Annotated in this window: 23 protein-coding genes; 21 read left to right on the top strand and 2 right to left on the bottom strand. The window is 44.7% G+C overall.

All coding sequences use genetic code 11. The annotated features are described in order from the left end of the window. Positions 1 to 99 precede the first annotated feature (99 nt). Positions 100 to 1,527, bottom strand: coding sequence for an ammonia-forming nitrite reductase cytochrome c552 subunit (gene nrfA, locus R7127_RS13160; RefSeq protein WP_206971310.1), 1,428 nt, complete (start codon positions 1,525 to 1,527; stop codon positions 100 to 102). Between the two features lie 450 nt (positions 1,528 to 1,977). Here nrfA and nrfB point away from each other — a divergent pair, with 450 nt between their 5' ends. The 15 genes from nrfB to R7127_RS13235 all read left to right on the top strand — a co-directional run bounded on the left by nrfB (position 1,978) and on the right by R7127_RS13235 (position 16,471). Then, positions 1,978 to 2,580, top strand: coding sequence for a cytochrome c nitrite reductase pentaheme subunit (gene nrfB, locus R7127_RS13165; protein ID WP_047103261.1), 603 nt, complete (start codon positions 1,978 to 1,980; stop codon positions 2,578 to 2,580). 1 nt (position 2,581) lies between these two features. After that, positions 2,582 to 3,268 carry a cytochrome c nitrite reductase Fe-S protein gene (nrfC, locus tag R7127_RS13170; RefSeq protein WP_033905654.1) on the top strand — a complete coding sequence of 229 codons (687 nt, stop codon included), beginning with the start codon at positions 2,582 to 2,584 and terminating at the stop codon, positions 3,266 to 3,268. Then, a complete protein-coding gene (gene nrfD / locus R7127_RS13175) occupies positions 3,265 to 4,236 on the top strand; it encodes a cytochrome c nitrite reductase subunit NrfD (protein WP_203345913.1) in 972 nt (323 codons plus the stop codon). Before nrfC ends, nrfD begins: the two co-directional genes overlap by 4 nt. 9 nt (positions 4,237 to 4,245) lie before the next feature. Next, positions 4,246 to 6,153, top strand: coding sequence for a heme lyase CcmF/NrfE family subunit (locus tag R7127_RS13180; protein ID WP_172563563.1), 1,908 nt, complete (start codon positions 4,246 to 4,248; stop codon positions 6,151 to 6,153). Then, complete coding sequence (locus R7127_RS13185; protein ID WP_172563564.1) at positions 6,131 to 6,664, top strand: DsbE family thiol:disulfide interchange protein; 534 nt, start codon at positions 6,131 to 6,133, stop codon at positions 6,662 to 6,664. The genes R7127_RS13180 and R7127_RS13185 overlap by 23 nt, the downstream gene beginning before the upstream one ends. Further along, entirely contained in the window at positions 6,651 to 7,061 is a 411-nt protein-coding gene (nrfF, locus tag R7127_RS13190; protein ID WP_025767282.1) for a heme lyase NrfEFG subunit NrfF, read from the top strand. The genes R7127_RS13185 and nrfF overlap by 14 nt, the downstream gene beginning before the upstream one ends. Before the next feature lie 146 nt (positions 7,062 to 7,207). Continuing rightward, complete coding sequence (locus R7127_RS13195) at positions 7,208 to 7,384, top strand: hypothetical protein (RefSeq protein ID WP_020480909.1); 177 nt, start codon at positions 7,208 to 7,210, stop codon at positions 7,382 to 7,384. Between the two features lie 271 nt (positions 7,385 to 7,655). Next, on the top strand, positions 7,656 to 8,252 hold the full coding sequence (locus tag R7127_RS13200) for a GTP cyclohydrolase II (protein WP_025767283.1): 597 nt from the start codon (positions 7,656 to 7,658) through the stop codon (positions 8,250 to 8,252). A gap of 174 nt (positions 8,253 to 8,426) precedes the next feature. Continuing rightward, positions 8,427 to 9,689, top strand: coding sequence for an imelysin family protein (locus R7127_RS13205; RefSeq protein ID WP_172563565.1), 1,263 nt, complete (start codon positions 8,427 to 8,429; stop codon positions 9,687 to 9,689). Between the two features lie 92 nt (positions 9,690 to 9,781). Then, a complete protein-coding gene (locus R7127_RS13210) occupies positions 9,782 to 11,164 on the top strand; it encodes a di-heme oxidoredictase family protein (protein WP_033905648.1) in 1,383 nt (460 codons plus the stop codon). 10 nt (positions 11,165 to 11,174) lie between these two features. Continuing rightward, positions 11,175 to 12,212 (top strand): imelysin family protein, encoded by a 1,038-nt coding sequence (locus R7127_RS13215; protein WP_033905647.1) that lies wholly within the window; start codon positions 11,175 to 11,177, stop codon positions 12,210 to 12,212. Further along, entirely contained in the window at positions 12,193 to 13,275 is a 1,083-nt protein-coding gene (locus tag R7127_RS13220; RefSeq protein ID WP_033905646.1) for a DUF1513 domain-containing protein, read from the top strand. Before R7127_RS13215 ends, R7127_RS13220 begins: the two co-directional genes overlap by 20 nt. A gap of 153 nt (positions 13,276 to 13,428) precedes the next feature. Continuing rightward, a complete protein-coding gene (locus tag R7127_RS13225; RefSeq protein ID WP_033905643.1) occupies positions 13,429 to 14,970 on the top strand; it encodes a L,D-transpeptidase family protein in 1,542 nt (513 codons plus the stop codon). 166 nt (positions 14,971 to 15,136) lie between these two features. Next, entirely contained in the window at positions 15,137 to 15,685 is a 549-nt protein-coding gene (locus tag R7127_RS13230) for a DUF882 domain-containing protein (protein WP_033905642.1), read from the top strand. 129 nt (positions 15,686 to 15,814) lie between these two features. After that, positions 15,815 to 16,471, top strand: coding sequence for an MBL fold metallo-hydrolase (locus tag R7127_RS13235; protein WP_005376855.1), 657 nt, complete (start codon positions 15,815 to 15,817; stop codon positions 16,469 to 16,471). A gap of 18 nt (positions 16,472 to 16,489) precedes the next feature. On the opposite strand, the gene R7127_RS13240 is transcribed toward R7127_RS13235, so the two are convergent. Then, positions 16,490 to 17,155, bottom strand: coding sequence for a DUF2982 domain-containing protein (locus R7127_RS13240; RefSeq protein WP_005386825.1), 666 nt, complete (start codon positions 17,153 to 17,155; stop codon positions 16,490 to 16,492). Between the two features lie 273 nt (positions 17,156 to 17,428). Here R7127_RS13240 and R7127_RS13245 point away from each other — a divergent pair, with 273 nt between their 5' ends. The 6 genes from R7127_RS13245 (at position 17,429) to R7127_RS13270 (ending at position 23,431) form a co-directional block, all read left to right on the top strand. Beyond that, positions 17,429 to 17,833 carry a hypothetical protein gene (locus R7127_RS13245; protein ID WP_005376863.1) on the top strand — a complete coding sequence of 135 codons (405 nt, stop codon included), beginning with the start codon at positions 17,429 to 17,431 and terminating at the stop codon, positions 17,831 to 17,833. Positions 17,834 to 18,247: 414 nt separating this feature from the next. Continuing rightward, complete coding sequence (locus tag R7127_RS13250; protein ID WP_033905641.1) at positions 18,248 to 19,339, top strand: TRAP transporter substrate-binding protein; 1,092 nt, start codon at positions 18,248 to 18,250, stop codon at positions 19,337 to 19,339. Between the two features lie 115 nt (positions 19,340 to 19,454). Next, on the top strand, positions 19,455 to 19,994 hold the full coding sequence (locus R7127_RS13255; protein ID WP_005376869.1) for a TRAP transporter small permease subunit: 540 nt from the start codon (positions 19,455 to 19,457) through the stop codon (positions 19,992 to 19,994). Between the two features lie 12 nt (positions 19,995 to 20,006). After that, positions 20,007 to 21,293 (top strand): TRAP transporter large permease, encoded by a 1,287-nt coding sequence (locus tag R7127_RS13260; protein WP_005376871.1) that lies wholly within the window; start codon positions 20,007 to 20,009, stop codon positions 21,291 to 21,293. A 151-nt stretch (positions 21,294 to 21,444) separates the two neighbouring features. Continuing rightward, positions 21,445 to 22,800, top strand: coding sequence for a cache domain-containing protein (locus tag R7127_RS13265; RefSeq protein WP_005386831.1), 1,356 nt, complete (start codon positions 21,445 to 21,447; stop codon positions 22,798 to 22,800). After that, complete coding sequence (locus tag R7127_RS13270) at positions 22,793 to 23,431, top strand: response regulator (protein ID WP_005376875.1); 639 nt, start codon at positions 22,793 to 22,795, stop codon at positions 23,429 to 23,431. Before R7127_RS13265 ends, R7127_RS13270 begins: the two co-directional genes overlap by 8 nt. Positions 23,432 to 23,441: the final 10 nt, after the last annotated feature.

The following is a 23,441-nucleotide window of genomic DNA, read 5'->3' on the forward strand; positions in this document are numbered from 1 at the left end:
TTTAAAATACAAAACGCCCGATGAAGTACATCGAGCGTTTTAGTTAAAAAGTGTCAACCCATATCAGGACGGGTCATAAACTAACCTCTGCAAGTTAGACTAATATGTGGCTTCGCGTTCAGCTGCTGCTTTATCCCATTCTGGTGCCACCGTTTCTAGGAAGTGTTTCTTGTCTGCGTTCATCTTATCCATATCCATGCCCAGTGCTTGCTGTGCTTTCGCTTTGGTCGAGATATCTGGAATTTGAACAGGGTCAGTAATGCCTTTGGTTGCCAGTAAGCGAACCAACTTGGTACGGGCGTCAGCAGCGCGGTCAACTGCAGTACCAAGTACTTCTAGTGCTACCTCAGGAGCATGCATGTGGACACCGTGAGAAGCAATCGCGTAGTCCCAACGCCATTGTGCGTGGCGAATATCTTGTAGGATAGGTTCCATCTCTGCTTCTGTTGCACCTGCTTTCCACGCTGCGCCTGCTTCAAAGTGTGCCGCTACGATTTGCTTCTCAGCGGTTAGCTTCATGTTCAATACTTGCGCTTTGCGAGTCGAAACGATGCCTTGTAGCTGCTCTTTAGTTTGGGTATGGCATTGCGCACAGGTGTCTTCAAAACGATCAAATGGGTTACCCACTTTGTGGTCTGTGTACACCGTACCGTCTTCTTTGGTCACTTTAGGCATGTGGCAGTCCACACACACCACTTTGTTTTTACCATGAATACCCGCTCTCCAAGTTTCGAAACCTGGATGTTGCGCTTTTAGCATCGGCGCTTTAGATACGGCATGCGTCCAATCTTTGAAATTCAACGCGTCGTAGTATTTCTCCATGTCATTAACGGTGGTGCCCATATCCCATGGGAATTTAACCGCTTTAGTTGGGCCGGTGAAGTAGTATTCAACGTGACATTGAGCGCAGACCGATGCTTGCTTATCTAGGCGAGACTGTTCATCAAAGTTTTTACCAATAGTATCAAAAGCACGCTCGACGTATGGGCGAGTCAGTGCTAGCGCAGGTTCGCCTTTCTTGAAGGCTTCAGAGCCTGTGTTGTGGCAATCGGAACAACCGATAGGGTTGACGATTTCTGAGCCTAAGCGTGCCCATTTACCTTCGAAATAACCGTCTTCACCACGTTCATCAATCACGCGAGCAACGTCTGGGCTTTTACAGCTCCAACAGGCCATTGGCATAGGCCCGGACTTCTCGTCGGTTGGTGAACCGGTACGTAAGGTTTGGCGAACATCATCAAGTGCGTAAAAGTGACCGCGCGCTTTGTTGTAGTCTTTCGCGAAGCCGTAGCCAGCCCATAAGATCACCATGTTTGGGTCTTCACTTAGAGCATCTTCTATGTGCTCACTTTCGGATGTTGCTTTCCAAGAATGGTATTGATCAGGGTGGTTCTGTTCAAAGACATCGTTACGAGGATCGATAAAATCCTTCTCTTCTGCCGCTAACGGAGCGCCAACCAAAAATAATTGGCTGGCGAATAAGGTCGCAACCGCAATAGGTGCGCTCATCCAGTGTTTTATGCTCACAGTGTTATCTCCATATTCGTTTTTATTAGCAGCGTTGTGAGGAGCTATTCCAAATAAGAACTGGAGATCTACGATTAATAATATTGCTTAATTGGATAGATGAAATAGAGAGTGAATCTTGTCTTGTTTTAGATCAATTTACACCAGTGATCTCAGTCATATTTGAATTTATATACCTCTAAAGTGGTAGCTGTTAAGTCATTGTTGTGCAATGCTTTGAGTTTTTAACCTTTTTAAATATAGGGTGATTTAGTTCGCTTTTTGAGCAGGCGTTTCTACCCCTTATGAATAATAGAGGTATTATAAATATAGGTTTAGCGTTGTGGCTTTCCGAAATAAGAATTGATGTCATTTGAAGATCTAAAAAATATCTTCAGAGGAAATTAATTGTCGCTCAAATAAATAATTGAGAATAGTTATCAATTATTATCGAGCTAAGGAAAGAACAATATGGGCAATATAAAATTGACCATAGAGACAATGCTGAAACTTCTCTTCGTCTTTGCCATCTATGGTTTCTCCATCGCCGCCCATGCGACTTCTTCAGAGCCGATTGAAGGTGCTCAAGCTGAGCGTCATCAAGTCGAGTTGATCCGTGACCGTGACTACAAGTGCCTGCAATGTCATAAGGATGCAAAAGAGACTCTGAACTTATCGCATGATTCGCAAGCTCTACTCAGCCAAGGGAAGCAACTTAATTGCACTAACTGCCATAGCAACATTGGTCCCGACCATCGTGAAGGTGCACCTGATGTGATTAAGTTTTCTGCCGCGCAATCGAAAGAGGTACACGACAAAGTGTTCCTTGATCCAAGTATGATTCTTAAAGCCAACAGCCAATGTGTGGATTGCCATGCACCGACACAACTGAGAGAGAGCCACTGGACGCACGATGTGCACGCCAAAAACCTCACTTGTTCAAATTGCCACGATGTACACGCAGCGAAAACCAAAGCGTTGTCGTACGACAGAAAACAACTGATCAAGCAGTGTGTGGATTGTCACTCTGAATTTGCCGTCGAACCTGAACTTGCCAAAGAAGAGGATAGATAGCATGAAATGTTCGAGAAGAAACTTTTTAGCCGGCAGCGGCGCGTTGATTTTAACTACAGGCGTTGCAGGCACTTCCGTTGTTAGCTCCTCTCTTTATGCCAGCAACAGTGAACAAGCGAAACGCATGGGTATGGTTCACGATGAAAATGCCTGTATTGGCTGTACCGCTTGTACCGATGCTTGTCGCGAAGTAAATAAAGTCCCTGAAGGCGTAACGCGACTTAAAATTCATCGCAGTGAACCGATTGGCGAATTTCCAGATGTGGAATACCAGTTTACTCGCGAATCCTGTCAGCACTGTGATAACCCACCATGTGTGTACGTTTGTCCAACAGGCGCTGCATACAAAGATGAAGCGACAGGCATCGTGGATGTACACAAAGAGAAATGTGTCGGATGTGGTTATTGCCTTGCTGCTTGCCCTTACCAAGTGCGCTTCTTTAATCCAGCCGATCACTCTGCGGATAAATGTAACTTCTGCCGTGATACCAACCTAGCGCAAGGTAAGCAGCCAGCTTGCGTGGAATCTTGCCCAACAAAAGCACTCATCTTTGGTGATTTGAATGACCCAACTAGCGAGGTGAGCAAAGCTATCGAAAGCCATGTTGTCTATCGCGATAAATCGCATTTAGGTACGCAACCTAAACTGTACAAAATTCCGCATAGCAAAGGGGAGGTGTCATCATGAACGGCTTCGAAAGTGCATTCCACTTTGACTCGTTAGTCTGGGATTGGATCATCGCGATTTACTTATTCCTTGCTGGGATGTCAGCGGGTACGGTGATGATTTCAATCTATTTAAAACGCAAAGTGATTGAAGGTGATCCCGCAAAAAACGGCATCATGAAAGCGATGGCTTGGCTCGCACCATTTGGCATCATTGCTGGGTTGGTAATTTTGATTTTCCATTTAACCAAGCCTTTAGAGTTTTGGAAGATCATGATCTACTACAACCCAACGTCTGTGATGTCGATGGGCGTGATCTTGTTCCAAGTGTACATGATCGTGTTGTTTGTTTGGATTGGCGTTATCTTCCGCCATCAAATCATCAGCTTCTGTGAAGGGAAGTTACCAAGCAAACTGCTGGATTTTGCCGATGGCATTTTGATTAAGGCGGGGAAAGCCAACAACGCCATTGAATTGTTCTTGGGCTTCTTAGCCATCGTACTTGCAGCGTACACTGGCTTTCTATTGTCTGCGTTGAAGACTTATCCAATGCTAAACAATCCAGTACTGCCAATCTTGTTCCTGTTCTCTAGTTTGTCCTCGGGCGCAGCGGCATGCTTGATGTTCGGCATCTTGGTGTTTAAAGAGTCGACCAGCAGCCCAAGTGTATCTTGGGTGCACGGATTTGAACGCCCAGTAGTGTTGTTTGAGTTGTTTGTCTTAGTGACCTTCTTTACTGGATTGATCTTCAGCGGTGGTCAGAACGAAGTCGCGGCTTGGAATGCAATTTCGAGTGGATTCTGGGCTCAATGGTTCTGGGTTGGGGTAGTGTTCATCGGCATGATTACGCCTTTGACTCTCAATTGGTTGACGCCTTCTGAAGTGCGCCACAAAGGCAGTTACGTTTTTGTGGTCACGACGTTGAGCTTGGTTGGCGTACTTATGCTGCGTACTTTCATTCTCTATGCCGGTCAAATGACCGTAGTGTAAGGGGGATAAATGGAAGCTGAGCTAGGGTTCTTCTTACTGATATTGGTGGCTGTAACATCGACTTGTGCATCGTTGCTGCATTGGCTACGTCGTGCTATGAGTAAGAAGGCGACATTGCCGCATCAAGTCGCGATGTCCCACATCATTAGCTTAGCTTCCTTCATTTGTTTAGCACTTCTGATCGTCTGCTTCGTGCAAGACAACTTCGCGTTGGAATATGTTGTTACGCATTCCAACAGTCAACTTCCCGTAGCATTCAAGATTGCTGCCGCTTGGGGCGGGCACCAAGGCTCCATGTTGTTTTGGGTCGTCACCTTGAGTTTATGGGCGTCGTTTATTGCATTTAAGTCACCGCTCAACGCCCAATATACTTGTGACTGTTTAGGAATCATGAACCTTCTTATTGCGACATTTGCTTGGTTCACGTTAATGACCTCTAACCCGTTCGAGTATGCCCAAGTATTGGCGTCGGAAGGACGAGATCTAAACCCAATGTTGCAAGATGTTGGGCTTATCATTCATCCACCATTGCTTTATCTCGGTTATGTCGGTTACGCAGCAATATTAGCTTTTGCATTAGCAGCGCTATTGGGTAAACAACCGATGAGCGATTGGTATGTGGTTGCTCGAAGCGCAGCGTTTTTTGCATGGGGAACGCTCACGTTGGGTATCTTGGTGGGATCATGGTGGGCGTACAATGAGCTAGGGTGGGGCGGCTGGTGGTTTTGGGACCCTGTGGAGAACGCTTCTCTACTCCCTTGGCTTACTGGTACTGCTTTGTTGCACAGCGGTGTTGTCGCAACACGTAACAGAGGCGCAATTTGGAGCACCTATGCACTGGCGTTTGCTACGTTCAGCCTAAGCACTTTAGGGACATTCGTGGTGCGCTCTGGCGTGCTGACTTCAGTGCACGCTTTTGCGGTGGACCCAACTAAAGGTTTGGTGCTGATTGGTGTATTGAGCTTGCTTGTCATTATCACTTTTGGCGTACTGATTTTGCGAGGAGAACAACTCCCTCGTTTCAAACTTCAATCTCTAGCGAGCCAAGCTTACACTGCTTATATCGCCAAAGGGCTGCTGGTTATTGCGACTGCCATCGTTTTTCTTGGCACTTTTTATCCGATGGTTTATCAACTGCTCGGCTTAGGGAACATTTCGGTTGGCGCACCTTACTTTAATAGTCTGACCTTTCCATTAAGCATACTGGCTCTGATTGCCTTAGCATTCATGCCAGTGCTGAAATGGACAAAAGGCGCAGTTCCGAGTGGAAGCACTGATATCGCGATTAGTATTGCGTTATCTATAGTCTCTGGGATCGGGTTTATGTTCTCAGTGAACGTACTGCATTTCGAAGTATTGCTAACCATAATATTGGCTACTTGGGTGATTGTGGCGCATCTCGTTATGCTGTTTCGTTGTTCCAATAAGCGCAAACTCATGCCAATCGTGATGGCACATATCGGTTTTGCGCTGGCGGTGAGTGGAGCTGTATTCAACAGTCACTACTCATATGAACACAATTTACGTGTCGAACCCGGCAGTTCTCAACAAAGGGCGGGGATCACTATCGATTATCATGGTATCGAATGGCTGGTGGGGCCAAACTACACCGCGGAACAAGGACAGATCACCTTGCACTTGGAAGATGGCCGCATGCTCAATTTCAACCCGCAAAAGCGTCATTACCCTGTGCGAGTGATGAATATGACCGAGCCTGCGATTCGTTCACTATGGCATGGCGATTATTACGTGACATTGGGTGACAAAGTCGATACTCATGCTTATGCGATTAAAGTTCAGTACCGCGCAGGTATTTGGTGGATATGGTCTGGCGGGCTACTAGCTGTGTTTGGTGCGCTATTAACCGGCCTAAAGAAAAGGAGAGAGGCTATCAATGCGATCGAGAAATACGCTTAAACTCGCAGGTCTGTTTGTGGCTGTTGCCGTGTTTGCTGTAGTAACTGCGGTGGCTTTGTCTGAGCGACCACATGTTGAATTGTCCCCACAACGAAATTTAGAGACACCTAATTTTCGCTCTACTTCTCTGATCTCTGATGACATGGTTTCTGAGCAGTTGTTCAAAAGCGACGGATATAAATTATTGAATGTTTGGGCATCTTGGTGCGGAGTATGCAAACGAGAGCATGAAGAGTTATTGCAGTTAGCAGAACTCGGTGTGCCTATTATTGGGCTGAATTATAGAGATCAAAAACAAGCCGCTCGTGAATATTTGAGCTCTAAACGAAATCCATATATTGAAGTAATTAGTGACCCTAATGGAAAGCTTGCTGTGGAGCTAGGTGTTATCGGAACGCCGGAAACTTACTTGATTGATCAAAATGGTCGTATATTGATCAAATATCGTGGGGAGCTAACGGCAGATAAATGGAACGATATATTTTCAGGATACTTGAATGTTTCGATTTAATAATCTTCTCCTCACTTTAATCCTATTTATACTATTTTCTCCTTTCACGAGAAGTGCGGATATAGAACAGAATGTTGATCTGTTTGAATTTCATTCTGTTGAAGTGCAACAGCGTGCAACCTCGTTAGCCAAGACCTTACGCTGCCCGCAGTGTCAAAACCAAAACCTTGTCGAGTCTAATGCACAAGCGGCTAAAGACCTGAGGTTGAAAGTGTATACGATGGCCAATGAAGGCAGCTCAGATCAAGAAATAAAGGACTATCTAGTTGCTCGTTATGGGAATATTGTTCTGTATCAACCACCATTAAATTATTCCACGGCGCTGTTGTGGATCTTTCCTGTGCTATTTTTGATCTTTTTTGTCTTATATTCGATCCGAATGGTGAAGCGTAATTAATGTGACCGTTATTCCACTATTAAAAATAAATTGTGCACTTAACAAGCAGAATGTTATCATTTTTCCGAATTTATGAAGTTTCCAGTATAAAGAAAATAAAAATTTTGAGCTGGATAAGTAATAAAAGAACGAAATAGGTGCACGCAGTGGATTCAGTTATATTACAACTTAAAAAAGACTTCTATTCGCAGATTCGTGCATTGCAATCACCGAACCTGCCTCAAGTTACTTCAACGCTCGCCGTGTTGACCGACGAGGAAATCCAAGAACTCGAAGCAGTTTGGATTGAACTCGCCGTTTGGAAGCGCAGTCAGACCCATTAAAAGATAGACCAAACGACCTTCTTGAAACCCCAGACAAAATTTGTCTGGGGTTTTTTATTGTAGTTTTTTTAAATTGTTATAATATAACAATTGTTCAGTTGGAGAGTGGTTCTCTTTTGCTGTCTTGAGTGGATAACTGCCCTCAATTGTGATCTCTATATTGCAAAATGCGGTATCAGTCCCCATAGTTGAAGAGCAACGAGTAAATCCCATGAATGCAATAACGAAAACGCATCAAGCGCATCAAGCAATAAATCGAGTGAGTATAGATATGGCGGAAGTACGTGCCAGAGTAGATTTTAAAGTCGGGGCAAAAAGTAACATTGATGCCGAAATTCTGTCTTTCCATGGTCTGAAGACAGACAAAGAGCATGTTGCTATTATCTTTAAACAAGCGGACCAAACTCAGGACATGCCTTTAGTTCGTATGCACTCTGAGTGTTTGACAGGCGATGTGTTCCACTCTTCACGCTGTGACTGTGGTGAGCAACTAGAAGAGACGATCAATCGCATGGGCGAGTCCGGTGGTATCATCCTGTATCTCCGTCAGGAAGGTCGTGGTATTGGTTTGTACAATAAGATCGATGCATACCGCTTACAAAGCCAGGGCATGAACACGTACGAAGCTAACAACCATTTGGGCTTTGATGATGACCTGCGTGATTTCACAGAAGCAGCACAAATGCTAGAAGCTTTAGGCGTGAATAAGATCCGCCTCGTGACGAACAACCCTAAGAAAATTCGTGAGTTATCTGAGTACGGAATTGAAATTGGCGAGGTTGTCAATACCTCTGCACATATCAAAGATGGCAACGAAAATTATCTGAAGGCAAAAGTCTCTCACGGAAAACATGACCTAAAGGTTTAATCCTAAAGATAAAACTGACAATAAAGCCTGTGAAAAACCTCATTTTTATGAGGTTTTTTTGTATCTGGAGTTGCAAATAAATTGTAAATTTGTATTATCTCGAGACTAAAGTGCAAATAAGAATAATTAGCACTACCAATACGATAATTGAAAAGCTCAACAAGGATGCTTCAGATGAATGCAAAAAAAGTTTTAGTCCAATCTATTGCTGCATCACTCCTCATTGCCTGTGGTTCTACCGTTGCTGCCACAGTAACTAAACAACAAGTAGTCGAACATTACGCGGACGTTGCCCATGCTGTGTTTGCTGATTCAGTAACAACAGCGAAGGCGCTTGACGTAAAAATCGACGAATTTCTAAAATCACCATCAGCGAAAAAGCTTGAAGAAGTAAAACAAGCTTGGCTAGATTCTCGCGTGCCTTACCAACAGTCTGAAGTTTTCCGTTTTGGTAACGCGATTGTTGATGATTGGGAAGGTCAGCTGAACGCATGGCCACTTGATGAAGGTCTGATTGACTACGTAGCAGCTGATTACCAATACGAATTGGGTAACGAAGGTGCGGCTGCCAACATCATCGCGAACACTAGCCTACAGATCGGTGCTTCTAAACTGGACGTTTCAAAAATTACGCCAGAATTACTAGCAGATTTAAACGAAGTAGGTGGTTCTGAGGCAAACGTTGCATCAGGTTACCACGCGATTGAATTCTTACTTTGGGGTCAAGACCTAAACGGTACTAACGCGGGTGCAGGTCAACGCGCTTACACTGATTTCGTTGTGGGTTCTGAGTGTACGAATGGCCATTGTGACCGTCGTGGTGAGTACCTAAAAGCGGCCGCTGATCTACTGGTTCAAGACCTTGAGTGGATGGAAAAGCAGTGGTCTGCTGAAGTGAAAGGCAACTACCGTGAAGAGCTACTAAACGAATCTGCTGACAATGGTCTACGCAAGATGCTATTCGGCATGGGCTCTCTTTCTCTAGGTGAGCTAGCGGGTGAGCGCATGAAGGTGGCACTAGAAGCGAACTCAACTGAAGACGAGCACGATTGTTTCTCAGACAACACGCACAACTCTCACTACTACAATGAGCAAGGCATCTACAACGTTTACACAGGCACATACAAAGGTGTAAACGGCAAAGAGCTATCTGGTCCAAGTATCGCTGACCTTGTTGCTCAAAAAGATAAGAAAGCCGCGACCGACATTCAAAAGCAGTTTGATACAACACGTAGCCAAGTTGGTGAGCTAGTGACTTCTGCAGAGAAGAACAACCAGCACTTTGACCAACTTATTGCAGCGGGTAACGCACAAGGCAACGCGCTAGTAAACGACACCATCATGTCGTTGGTAGCACAAACCGGTGCGATTGAGCGCGCGGCAAGCATTGTCGGCATCGACAGCCTAAGCCCTGATACTGCTGACCACGAGTTTTAATAAGAAAACCATAATAAATAAGGGCTCTTTGTGAGCCCTTTTGACGTTTGAGCTCGTTGTTATCACCCTTGTTGTCTATGTAGAGCAATGATATGAAGCCATACCTAATTTCTGCGCTAGCCGCGATCCTTTCTTCTTCTGCCATGGCTTACGATGTTAAGTCTGGTGGCAAAACCAGTGTTAAAAAAGATGGCGCGAATGCCTATTCTCTTCCTGCTGCCAACCTGCCGATGAGCAAACGCCTAGATTTTAGTGTGGGTAACAGCTTTTTCCGCAACCCTTGGGTACAAGCGCCAGCGTCAACAGACGCTCGTGATGGCCTAGGTCCGCTTTTTAACACCAATGGTTGTCAGAACTGTCACATCAAAGACGGTCGTGGTCATCCGCCAGAGAAAGATGATTTACATGCCGTGTCTATGTTAGTGCGCTTAAGCATTCCTGCGATGACGCCAGAACAAAAGAAAGCCTACATCAAAGACGGTGGCATACCTGAGCCGACTTATGGTGGTCAGCTTCAAGATTTCGCTCTGCAAGATCAAACGCCAGAAGGCAAAATCGAAATCACTTACACCGATGTCCCAGTGAAATTTAAAGACGGTACGACGGTGACGCTAAGAAAACCTCATTTGAACATTACCGATCTGGGTTACGGCGATATGCACCCTGATACCGAGTTCTCAGCACGCGTGGCACCGCCAATGATCGGCCTTGGTTTGTTAGAGAGTATTCCCGACGAAACGCTACTTGCTTGGGCTGATGAACAAGATGCCGACAAAGACGGTATCTCAGGCAAAGTAAATAAAGTGTGGGATATTGAGAGGGACAATTTCTCGATTGGTCGTTTTGGCTGGAAAGCAGGACAACCGACGCTAATGCAGCAAAATGCAGCAGCATTTAATGGTGATGTGGGTCTTACGAGCCATTTATTCCCATATGAAAACTGTACCTCGAAACAAAGCATTTGTGACGACATGCCAAATGGCGGCAAACCAGAAGTGAGTGAAAATATTCTCGATTTCGTTGAGTTTTACAGCCAGCACTTAGCTGTACCTATTCGCCGTAATGTCAATGACCCTAACGTGAAACTTGGTCAGCAAATCTTTGCTACGTCTGGTTGTGAAAGCTGCCATAAAACCAGTGTCAAAACGGCGAAACGACCAGAGTTACCAGCGCTTTCTGAGCAGCTTATCCACCCATACACCGACATGCTTTTGCATGACATGGGTGAAGGCTTAGCCGATAACCGTCCGGAATACTTAGCAAACGGCCGTGAATGGCGAACGGCACCTCTATGGGGTATTGGTTATACCGAAGAAGTAAACGGACATACTTACTTCTTACATGATGGTCGAGCTCGTAACCTGATGGAAGCGGTGTTGTGGCACGGCGGCGAAGCTGAAACGGCGAAACAAAATGTTTTAGCTCTGAACAAAAAAGAACGTGATGCTCTCATTGCGTTTCTGAACTCTCTATAAGGACCTAACCATGAAAAAGACACTGTTAGTGAGTGCGATTGCCGCAACGTTAAGTTTGGTTGGTTGCCAATCGACTATCGGTTCGAGCTCTGCCAAGCCTGAGAGTACAAGTCATATTTCTCAAAGCGTGTACGAGGTGGAGTTTCAATCAGCTCAGACGTTTTTAGCGCAAACCACAGAACTTGAACAACGCTTCGCAGATTACTGCGCATCAGAGTCGAAAGATGATGCACAAGTAAAACAGCAATGGCATCAAACTATGCTTGCGTGGATGGCATTACAAGGTCAAGAACGTGGCCCTGCTACGGCGCTGGAGCAAAGCTGGAATGTTCAGTTTTGGCCAGATAAAAAGAACACTACTGGTCGTAAAATGTCTGTATTGACGAAATCTGATCAAGCTTGGAGTGCAGAAGATATCTCCACCCAAAGTGTCACCGTGCAAGGTTTAGGGGCTCTGGAATGGCTGCTTTACGATAAAGCGTCGACCTTATCTAGCAACAGCAATACTTGTGTGACAGGCGTAGCGATTGCAGAAAACCTCGATAACAAAGCGCAGATCATCGCGGATTCTTGGGCAGAGAACCCTTGGAAATCGCTAGAGATGACGGAATGGGAGTCTGAGTACATTTCACTGCTCTCGAATCAGCTTGAATACAGCATGAAGAAGTTGAGCCGACCGCTAGCGAAGATTGGTAAGCCTCGCCCGTATTTCTCAGAATCGTGGCGTTCAGAGACCTCGCTTTCAAACTTAAAAGCCAACCTTCAAGGGATGGAAGCGTTGTACTTTGCTAACGGGAATGGTCTAGATGCGCTACTTAGAGAGCAAGGCCATGCAGATCTCGCAGACCGTGTCGTTCATCAGTTTGAAATGGCGTTAGAAACTTGGCCAGAGGATAAGAGCTTGTTTGCTGCACTACAAACAAAAGAAGGTTATCGCATGGTGCTCGCTCAATACAACAAGCTAGAGCAATTGAAGTACCTGATTCACGAAGAAGTGGCGATCGAGCTTGGCGTAGTTATAGGATTTAATGCAACCGATGGTGACTGATCAAACCCGCCGAACCTTGCTGAAAGCCGCTCTATTCGGGGCGGCTATACCTATGATGCCATTTGGTTGTGCTTCAACAAGCTCACGTGAACCTGCGTTGATCGGCTGTTCTATCATTGGTCGAGATAAATTCGCAGCGGTGGTGGCGGATGAGCATGGTATGCCGCTATCTTCATTGCCGATTCCTGAGCGTGGTCACGGTGTAGCAACCAACCAACAAGGCCACGCCGTAGTTTTTGGTCGTCGACCTGGTACTTTCTTCATGGTGTTTGATTATCGCTCAGAGCAGATGATCAAACTGCAACTAGCAACGCCAAATCGTCATTTTTACGGACATGGTGTTTACTCCCATGACGGCACGTTGCTATTTGCCACAGAAGGGGAGAGGGGGACAAGCCGCGGGATCATTGGTGTTTATGATGTGCAGAAGCAATATCAAAAGATTGATGAGTTAACGGGTTTTGGCCTTGGTCCTCATGAAGTGATCATGATGCCTGATGGCGCACTAGCGATTGGCGTCGGTGGCGTAAACACTAACGGTCGTGAACCTCTCAATCTTGATAGCATGAAACCCAGCCTGAGTTACCTTTCACAGAAGGGTGAGCTACTGGATCAAGTGTCTTTACCGGAACATAAGTTGAGTATTCGCCATTTAGCTCATGATGGTGCGGAAACCGTGCTTTGTGGTCAGCAATATCGTGGTGAGCCGGACGAGTATCCAGCCTTGATCGCCATGCACACGCGTGGTGGTGAAATGCAAGATCTTCAAGCTGAGCCTGAAGAGTGGGCGCGTTTCAATCACTACGTTGCGAGTATTGCAGCAACCGATGAATGGATCTTAGCCACTTCGCCTCCGGGCAGTTGTTATGGTATATGGTCTAAATCTACGGGCAAATTGGTCGAGCTAAGTGCGTTACCAGATGCCTCTGGTGTTGTGGTCTATGGCGATGAGTTCCGAGTCAGCTCTGGGGCGGGAAAAGTGGTAGAGCAAAGGCCTGAAGAGTCAAAAAATACCTTCGCAAGCGGTGTGCAATGGGATAACCATTGGTCGAGAATTATCTAGAAAGATCATTGAGTAATTACTTATAGAGAGTTTTGTTGTCGTTTTCGGCATCAGATTCTTAATTTTAAACCTGCAAGCTGTGAGATATTTGCCATACTTTTTATTATGGCAAGTAGCGCAAGGATCATTTCAGTGTTTGCTAGGGTTTTAATCATGACGGCACTTCTGGTGCCGTTTTGCAGCTTTTCCACCGTCGTTTCTCTCGAAGCTTCAGCGCAAGTCGAGCAAGAGGGAGCGGTACAAAAGCTGTCTGTAGAAAAAATGATCCATTATCCAGAGGTGATTGATCAACTGTATCAAAGCACCAATTACCGTTTGAACTGGGAAAATGAAAGTGATATTGAGCAGTTTCTTTTTCAAGTAAACCTGGTTGCACTTGCGGATGTCACCGATGAATTCGAAAATCAACTTCACCGGATAAACCAAGTAAGGTGGCAGGGAGATAATCTCGACTTCGATTTAGTGATGACAGATTCACTCTTGATGTACCTTAGTTATCTTGAGCAACTCCCCGAAGAAGGGATTAATTGGCTATTTACAGACAAAGCCCATGTTACGTTACCCGCTCCTAGCATCGATACTTTATCGGTTCTGAGTAATGAGATTACGGTTGGCAAACTTGGTCAGTTTTTGGCAAGTCTCCGGTCTCCATTACAAACAGATGATGCTTTCTACTCCGCCTATTCTTCGCTATCGGAACATTCTCAGTACCAATATCCTGCCTATCAACAAACTGGGCTAGCACGTGTTGGCGATATATTAGAAAACAGACCCCTATTGATTGAGCGAATGGAGATCGTAGGCGTAGATGTTTCTTACTTGGATTTAGTCACTGAAGAATATGACGAACAATTAGAGCTTGCGATAAAAGAGTTCCAGCGTATTCATGGTTTGAAAGAAGATGGCGTTATCGGCCCGAATACCATTCGATGGATCAACTTTTCTCCTCAAGAGCGATTGCATCTGCTGGCGTTGAATTCTGAGCGTTCAAGAATTTGGTCGAAAGAAAGGGATAATGTTGTCTTTGTTAACGTGCCTGGATACGAAGTCACGTATTGGCATGACGGTCAACCCTTGTTTGAGTCTAAAGTTGTGGTAGGGAGAGCATCAAGAAAAACACCCATCATGTCGGTGGCATTGGATTCAGTTATTCTCAACCCAACTTGGAACGTGCCTTGGACTATCATGGTTAAAGACATTATTCCTAAAGTAAAACTTAATCCGATGTATTTGATTAACCATAACATTCAAATCATTCGGTCTTGGACTTCGAACGAAATTATTGACCCTACAACCATCAATTGGGCAACGGTGAATCCGAGAACATTTCCTTATCGTATGCGACAGGCGTCGGGCTTACAAAATGCACTGGGATTGTACAAGTTCAATATGCCTAACCCACAAGCTATTTATTTGCATGACACGCCAAGTAAGAACTTGTTTGAACAGGACAGACGCGCATTCAGCTCAGGATGTGTTCGTGTAGAACATGCAGACCAGTTAGCAGAACTTCTGTTCAAAACTCAGGGGCTGGAAGAACGTTTAGCGAAAAAGCGAGAAAGTTCTCGTCGGTCTAACACGTCAGTTCCTTTGGGAGAGCGCATTCAAGTACACATCATTTATCAAACAGCATGGTTGGAAGAGGGAACGCTTTACTACCGTGATGATATCTATAAGTACGATCACCGCAGTTGAAATCTTTAAGGAAAATTTACAAAACGAAGAATTCTCTTTTCGTTCAATAATTAATCAATAATTACCGCATCTGAAAATCAAGATGGAGCATTTTATGCATTTGACGTGACAAATGTGTTTGGTTAATGTCCACGACTTGTCTAGTTGTTGAGCACTGTATTTTGAAATGGTAAGTCGTAACTTTTCCCGCCGAGATTTCCTTAAAATGACCGCTGGTGGTGTGGTGTTGGCGTCTGCCCTGCCATCATTTTCTTGGGCTTCACTCCTTGACGAGCCACGTGCGCTGGCGATGAACAACCTTAATACTGGAGAGATCCTCGAAACATGCTATTTCGATGGAAAACGATACATTAATGATGAACTGCAAAGGCTGAATGAGTTTTGTCGAGACCATCGACGAAATGAGGTTCATCCCATGGATAGACGCTTGTTCGATCAAATAAGTCAAATTCAAAAGTTAATTGGTACAGAAGCAGAGGTGATCGTCATTTCAGGTTACCGTTCTCCTGCCACTAATGCCTCGCTGCGCAACGGGTCTTCTCGTGTAGCGAAAAAGAGCATGCACATGGAAGGAAAGGCCATTGATTTCCGTTTAGACGGTGTGAAGCTTTCAACAGTTCGTGATGCTGCCTTAAGCCTAAAAGCCGGTGGCGTGGGTTATTATCCAGGCAGTAACTTTGTTCATATCGATACGGGTGCTGTTCGTTCCTGGTAGTGCCAGTTGAGACAAGGTTTCTAGTCTCAGAACGTCGTCGATTACCCACAGTTCAAAGCTTGAAGTCGATAGGCCTTAGTGTCATAGTTGCGGCAGTTTTCACGCAAATTTATTCGGTATAGGTTATCTATGGCTCTGAAATACCAAGTTGTTCCAGTAACATCTTTCTCTCAAAACTGTTCTATTGTCTGGTGTGACGAAACCATGAAAGGCATTGTGGTTGACCCAGGCGGCGATGAAAAGCAGCTCGCTATGCTTATCAAAGAGCTGGGTGTTGACGTGGTAAACCTAGTGCTAACACACGGTCACTTGGACCACGTAGGTGGCACGGAACCGCTGTCTGCACTGCTTGGCGGTACAGAGATTGTTGGTCCTCACAAGGCAGATAACTTCTGGTTGCAAGGTTTGGAAGGTCAGAGCCAAATGTTTGGTTTCCCGCTGACAGAAGCGTTTGAACCGCACCAATGGCTAAATGAGGGTGACACTGTCACTTTTGGTAATCAAGTGCTGAACGTATTCCACACACCTGGTCATACACCAGGTCACGTTGTGCTTTACAGTGAAGAAGCGCGTTTAGCGTTTGTGGGTGACGTTTTGTTTAACGGTAGCATTGGTCGAACTGACTTCCCACAAGGTGATTTCAATACGTTGATTAGTTCTATCAAAGAGAAATTGTGGCCTTTAGGCAATGATGTCACGTTTGTCCCTGGTCACGGCCCTCAATCGACTTTCGGTCATGAGCGTAAAACTAACCCGTTCGTTGCTGACGAGATGCCGCTTTACTAAAAGTGCGTGTACTAAGCATTATTCTGGCTCGGCGGCAGCTAAGTATCGCCGAGTCAGTCCCACAAAATCCTCAGCCTCACGATCTAGATCACTTGCTGATATAAATAGATCGTAGCCATAAAAGCCTCTCTGATACTTCATCCGGTTGGCGAGCATCGCTAACAAACCTTTGTACTCAATCCCATCTCTGTTTATATACGGTTTAGGGTCAAGCACTATATCCTCAAACTTATCTTCACACTGATTTTGTTTCGCGCCTAAGTAAAGCAGTGCTCGCTGGCTGAGGAGAATTTCTGTCGCTATACGAGGGCAGATTGAATTTAAGTAGGGCGAGTAGTGTTTTAGACGAATACCGATCCAAGGTAGCGGTTGGTGCCACCCTTCCTGTTGGTAGCTACAAATACCGATTGACTCAATATTTCGCCATCGGACGACCCAACCTCCTTTAAAAAGGTGTTGCTGAAAGTGAGAAGCTGTCAGCGTAAAAGTGACTTGGCTTTTCTTAATCATCAAGATGGCGAAACCAACGATTGCAGACATCAAAATGACCGACAACATGGCTTGCTTCCATCCCGGAGAAATGGCAACCAAAAACAAAGTGATGAGTGCAACAAGCAACAAAAGTATTCTGTTGATAGGGGAGTCGGGTTTGAAATGTGAATTTGTTAGGTGCAGCGTTTCCATGCTTATAACCTCATCGAATACTTGTCCAAAAATAAGTGGGTAGCTTTATGTGCATTGATTTGCATTTAAAATAAAACAAACCTCTGTTTTTATACCCAGTATTCAATAAATCCGTTCATAAAATATCTGATTAAATAGTAGACGTTCTATGCTTTGAGCGCATTTTTCATCGCGTTTCGCCGCTAAAACCTACAAATTGCTTGTGAATTTTGGTATAAAACGCGCTTCAAATTTTCATCCCTGCTGAGATGCAGTGAACTGGAGAAATATTCAATGAGACTTGCTCATAAGCGTAAAGTGCAGATGAAACTGCAAAAACGCATTAAAGCGACAGTAGCAAACTTAGCTGCAGCACCTAAAGCAGTGAAGCCTGTTGCGGAAAAAGCAGTAGCACCTTCTGTTGCTGAAAAAGCTGTTGCGGAGAAAGTAGTAGCTGATAAAAAAGTAGCTGCAGTGAAAACAGTTGATGTTGCCCTTACTCCTAAGCAACAACAAGTATTAGACATCGTTATGGCGAATGCTGAAGGTATTAACCCTAAAGGCATCGGTCTAGCTGCAGGTCAAGAAGATACTAAAGCGGCATCATGGGCTACTGGCGCACTAAAGAAGCTTCTTGAAGAAAACCTAGTTCAAAAAGAGCAGTTAGCAGGTAACAAAGTTATCTACAAAGCAGTTTAATTACCGCTACCGTTCTAGATTGAATACCTCGGCCGATGCCGAGGTATTTTTTTATCTTGGTATTGGAAATAATGCATTAAGTACTGACTTTAACACTGCCAATAAGTGGTTTGTCACATTTTCTTAAATACTATGTAAATTTTTTGGCAGAAAAATACGTACGTATTGTCTTTTATTTTTATTCATAGATAAAAATATAATTTATTGATTTTGCTATTAACAGTCTTTTGTCATGACGGTTGTCCTACGTACTTGTACGTAATACCTTAGGCTAATGCCTTATTGATGAATTACTCGCTTCCGTGTTCATGCCCATTTCGCATTAGACAACATTGTTACATCTTTTATACCGAATACAGCCAATCCTAATGAAATGGATGACAACAATAACCTTGGTGATAAAGGACGTGAACGATGAGTCTAATCCAAAAATCTTTAAAACGAGTGCTCAAAACAACCGCTGTCGCTGCCGCGATGGCACTCGCAGCGACTTCTGTAAACGCTGCTGAAAAAGTCTATCGTTTAAAGCTTGCTGAAACTTGGGGGCCTAATTTCCCAATTTTTGGTGATACCACAAAAAACATGGCCAAAATGGCGGAAGAGATGTCCAACGGACGTTTGCAAATCCGCATTGATTCCGCAAACAAGCATAAAGCGCCTTTTGGGGTGTTTGATATGGTTAAGTCGGGTCAGTATGACATGGGTCACTCAGCGTCTTATTACTGGAAGGGTAAGGTTCCAAACACACTTTACTTCACTTCTATGCCCTTCGGTATGTTGCCAACTGAGCAGTATGCATGGTTTTACTACGGCGGTGGTATGGAGCTGATGGAAAAAGTGTACTCTCCACATAACTTGATGTCTTTCCCTGGCGGTAATACCGATACTCAGATGGGCGGGTGGTTCCAAAAAGAGATCAAGTCCGTCGAGGACTTACAGGGTTTGAAAATGCGTATCCCAGGGTTTGCTGGTGAGATTTTGGCTGAGTTAGGTGCCAAGCCAACGAATATCGCCCCTGGTGAGCTATATACTTCTCTAGAGCGTCGCACAATTGATGCCTTGGAATGGGTTGGTCCATCGCTGGATCTACGTATGGGCTTCCACAAAATCGCGCCTTACTACTACACAGGTTGGCATGAGCCAGCGACTGAGCTTCAGTTCCTCGTTAACAAGCGTACCTGGAATCGTCTACCTGATGATCTAAAAGCGATTTTGCAAGTAGCCATGAAAACGGCGGCTTACGATATGTACACGCAATCGAAACACGAAAGCGGCAAAAACTGGGCATCTATTAAGTCTGAATACCCAAATGTTGAAGTAAAAGATTTCCCACCTGAAGTCGTAGTTGCGTTGCGAGAAGCAAACGATCGTTTGTTGAAAGAACATGCAGAAAAAGATGCTTTGGCGAAAGAGATTCAAGAGTCGCAAGCGAACTATATGAATCAAGTTCGACCATGGTCAGATATTTCGCACCGAGCGTACTTAAACAGTCAAGCTCAACAATAACGTTATGAAGCAGGCGATGCCGAGAGGTTTAGCCTGCTATCGAAGCCCAAGAAAACTTCATAATGAATGCTCCGCACCATAGCGGAGCGCATCTAAACGTTCCACGGAGTTCGGAATGAGAAGTCTTATTTATATTGAGCGATTATTTAACCGCTTTAGCGATTTTCTCGGATGGTTATCCAGCATCCTGTTTATTTTGTTGTTAGCAAACGTTGTGTACGACGTTGTCATGCGTTACGTGTTTAATGATGTGTCTATCGCATTCCAAGAAATGGAATGGCATCTATTCTCTGCCGTGTTCTTGCTTGGTGTGCCTTACGCAATTAAGTCCGGTGGCCATGTTCGCGTCGACATTTTTTATGAACGCTTATCTTACAAAGCACAATCCATCATCGACATCATAGGCACACTATTTTTCTTATTCCCTTTTTGCCTACTGGTAGCTTGGTTTGGTATTGATTTCGCCAAGGAAAGTTACGCGTTAGGCGAGACGTCTGGTGACCCAGGTGGCTTACCATATCGTTGGATTATCAAAGCGATGATTCCGCTGTCATTTTTCTTTATGGCGGTGAGTGGTATTGGATTGTTACTTCATTCAATCAACAAAATTGTCAACCCTCATCTCATCTATGCCGGTAATAACGGTAAGTCGTAAAAGGAAGTCATTATGATCGGTATAGTGATGTTTTTTGTTGCGCTCTTTGCGCTTCTATTGGGATTTCCCGTTGCCTTTACTTTTGGTGGTATCGCGCTGATTTTTGGTGTTTGGGCTGAAGGCATCGAGATGTTTGCTTTTATGCCATATCGAATTCAGTCCATTATGGAAAATACGGTGCTAATGGCCGTACCGCTGTTCGTTTTTATGGGGCTAGTGCTACAGAAAACGAAGCTTGCTGAACAGCTACTAGAATCAATGGGGCGTTTGTTCGGTGGCGTTCGCGGTGGTATCGCTATTTCTACCGTGTTAGTTGGCGCATTGCTTGCGGCTTCAACGGGTGTGGTAGGCGCATCAGTTGTTGCGATGGGCTTAATATCTCTTCCTGTGATGCTCAAGTACAATTACGACAAAGGTTTAGCGTGTGGGACTATTTGTGCGTCTGGCACGTTGGGCCAAATTATCCCACCTTCTATCGTGTTGATCTTGTTGGGTGATGTACTTGGCGTACCGGTAGGGGACCTATTTCAAGCTGCGATCTGGCCCGGTATTACACTTGTTGGCGCCTATGTGATCTATATTCTCATCTACGCGAAGTTGAACCCTCAAGCCGCACAGGCGATAGAGCGCGATGAGTCGATCAGTCGTAAACAAGAAGTGCTCACCGCACTGAAAGCTGTATTGCCACCTTTAGCATTGATCATCGTGGTATTGGGCTCCATCTTTGCAGGGATTGCAACACCAACAGAGTCAGCGGCACTGGGCGGTGCAGGTGCGATAATTTTATCACTATTGTATAAACAGTTTAGTTGGTCGATGATTTATGATGCATCAAAAGAGACAGTTAAAGTAACCGCAATGGTCTTTGCGATCTTACTTGGTGCGACCGCCTTTTCAATGGCATTTACCTACACTGGTGGTGATTATTTAGTTGAAGAGTGGATGTTAGAACTGCCGGGTGAAAAGTGGGGATTCCTTATTATTACCATGGTGGTGATTCTGATTTTAGGTTTCTTTATCGACTTCGTTGAAATCTGTTTTATCATCGTGCCAATTATTGCGCCAGTCGCTGAATTGATGGGCATTAATATGACGTGGTTTGCGATTCTTATTGCGATGAACTTACAGACGTCGTTCCTCACACCGCCATTTGGCTTTAGTTTGTTCTATCTAAAAGGTGTCGCTCCAGCAGGGGTTACTACGCGAGATATCTACAAAGGTGTGATGCCATTCATCGCGATTCAGATTGTTGTGTTGGCGTCTTTGCTGTTTTTCCCAGGTTTTTACGGTATGAGTTAATCACTCGATAATAAAGAGATTTTGTGAACTGAGAGTTTTTACCTTTTGAGACAAGTTGTTAAGCTGTTAATTATGTCTATGCAGACACAATCGATTCGTTTGTACTGCTAAGATAGTAAGCTGTAAAGGCAGCGTTTCATGGAGGGAAGGGATGCCTCTCAAAGCAAAGTTAATTCTGCTGACACTGATACCCGTGGTATTGGTGTCAGCGAGTATCAGCTGGATCTCTATCTATCAAACCAAGACCCTTGGCAAAAGGGAGGTGGAGATCTTTCATCAAAACTTGATCCAATCAAAAGAAGCGGCGCTGAAAGATACGGTCGACGTCGCTTTTGACTCCATTTCTTACATCTACAACGATCCGACTTTAGAAGAGAGTGTTGCCAAAACGCGTGTGAAAGCGATTTTAAATCGTTTGAGTTATGGGTCGGACGGCTATTTTTTTGCTTATGATAAATATGGTACCAACCTTGTACACCCAGTTCTTCCGGAGCTTGTCGGGGAAAACTTACTCTATCTTGAAGACGAAAATGGCGATCGCTTAATCGAAGCTTTATTGTATCAAGCGCAATCAGGTGGTGGATTTCATCAGTACCTGTGGCAAAAGCCATCTACAGGTGAAGTTGTCCCTAAGCTTAGTTACGCTGCATGGCTCGATAAGTGGGAATGGATGATAGGGACTGGGCTGTATATTGAGGATGTCAGCCGAGAAGTCGCCAATATGCGCGCGGCAGTGAACAAAAATATCGAAACGACATTTTTCTCAGTCGTCGTGATCTTAGCGGTGACCGTTGCTGTAATCATTGTTCTCACTTTGGCGATCAATCTGCACGAGCATCGCCTCGCTGATAAGAACCTGAAAGAATTGGCACATAAAACCGTGATGTTCCAAGAAGATGAGAAAAAGCATTTAGCGCGAGAACTGCACGATGGAATCAATCAGTTGTTAGTCTCCAGTAAATGTCATTTAGACTTAATGAGTCATAGACTTGAAGACGAAAAACTCAAATCCCACTTAGATAAATCACAACGATCGCTCGTCACCGCGATAAATGAGGTGCGGCATATTTCTCATCAGCTCCGTCCAAGCGCCCTCGATGATATCGGTTTAGAAGCAGCACTGACGACCTTGCTACAGGATTTTCATTCCCATTCTGGGATTGATATCGAGAGCAATTTCGATACTCAGCAGCACAAACTGACTTCGGAAGTCGCAACGACGCTATATCGCGTCGCTCAGGAGTCTTTGAATAACATTGAAAAACATGCGCGAGCGAAAAAAGTAACGGTTACTTTGCAAAAAATGGGCAATATGCTGCAATTACTCATACGTGACGATGGGGTTGGATTTGTGGTTAACCAAGCAGTGCACCAACAAGGGATTGGGTTAAGGAACATGCAAGAGCGTGTAGAGTTCATCGGTGGTGAATTTGAGCTAATGAGTGAGCTTGGCTTGGGAACAGAGATTACCGTGCTGCTTAATTTGGATGAAATAGTTTATGGATAAACCGATTAGTGTAGTGATTGTCGATGATCATCAAGTGGTGTTGGATGGCTTCATGGCTCGTTTGGAGTTAGAGCCTGACATCGAAGTGGTGGGTACAGCAAGTAATGGTTTGGAAGCGATAGAGGTCGCAAAGCACTTGCAACCGGATGTCATATTGATGGATATCAGCATGCCTATAATGAACGGTATTGAAGCGACTGGTGTAATTAAAGAAGCGCGCCCAGAGAGCAAAATACTTATGTTGACCATGCACGATAATCGCGAATACATCATGAAGGTCATGCAAGCTGGTGCCGTAGGATATATGCTCAAGGAAATCTCGGCCGAGAAAATGGTGCAAGCAATAAAAACGGTGAACCAAGGCTCGACGTATTTCTGTGAATCAGTCACACAAACACTCTTTACCCAAGAAGTGGTGCCTGCCACGCAAAAAACGAATCCTCTCAGCCGCAGGGAAGAAGCGGTACTTAAATTAGTTGCTCAAGGAAACAGCAGCAAGAAAATCGCCACTTTACTCAATATTAGTTATCGAACGGTAGAGACGCATCGCCATAACATTAAGCACAAGTTAGACTTACATTCGACGGCAGAGTTAGCAAAATATGCGTTTGAAACTGGGTTGACTGAGTAGGAGAGTAGTG

Origin of the sequence: Vibrio sp. 1159 (assembly GCF_033340395.1) — a bacterium.
Classification (GTDB): domain Bacteria; phylum Pseudomonadota; class Gammaproteobacteria; order Enterobacterales; family Vibrionaceae; genus Vibrio; species Vibrio alginolyticus.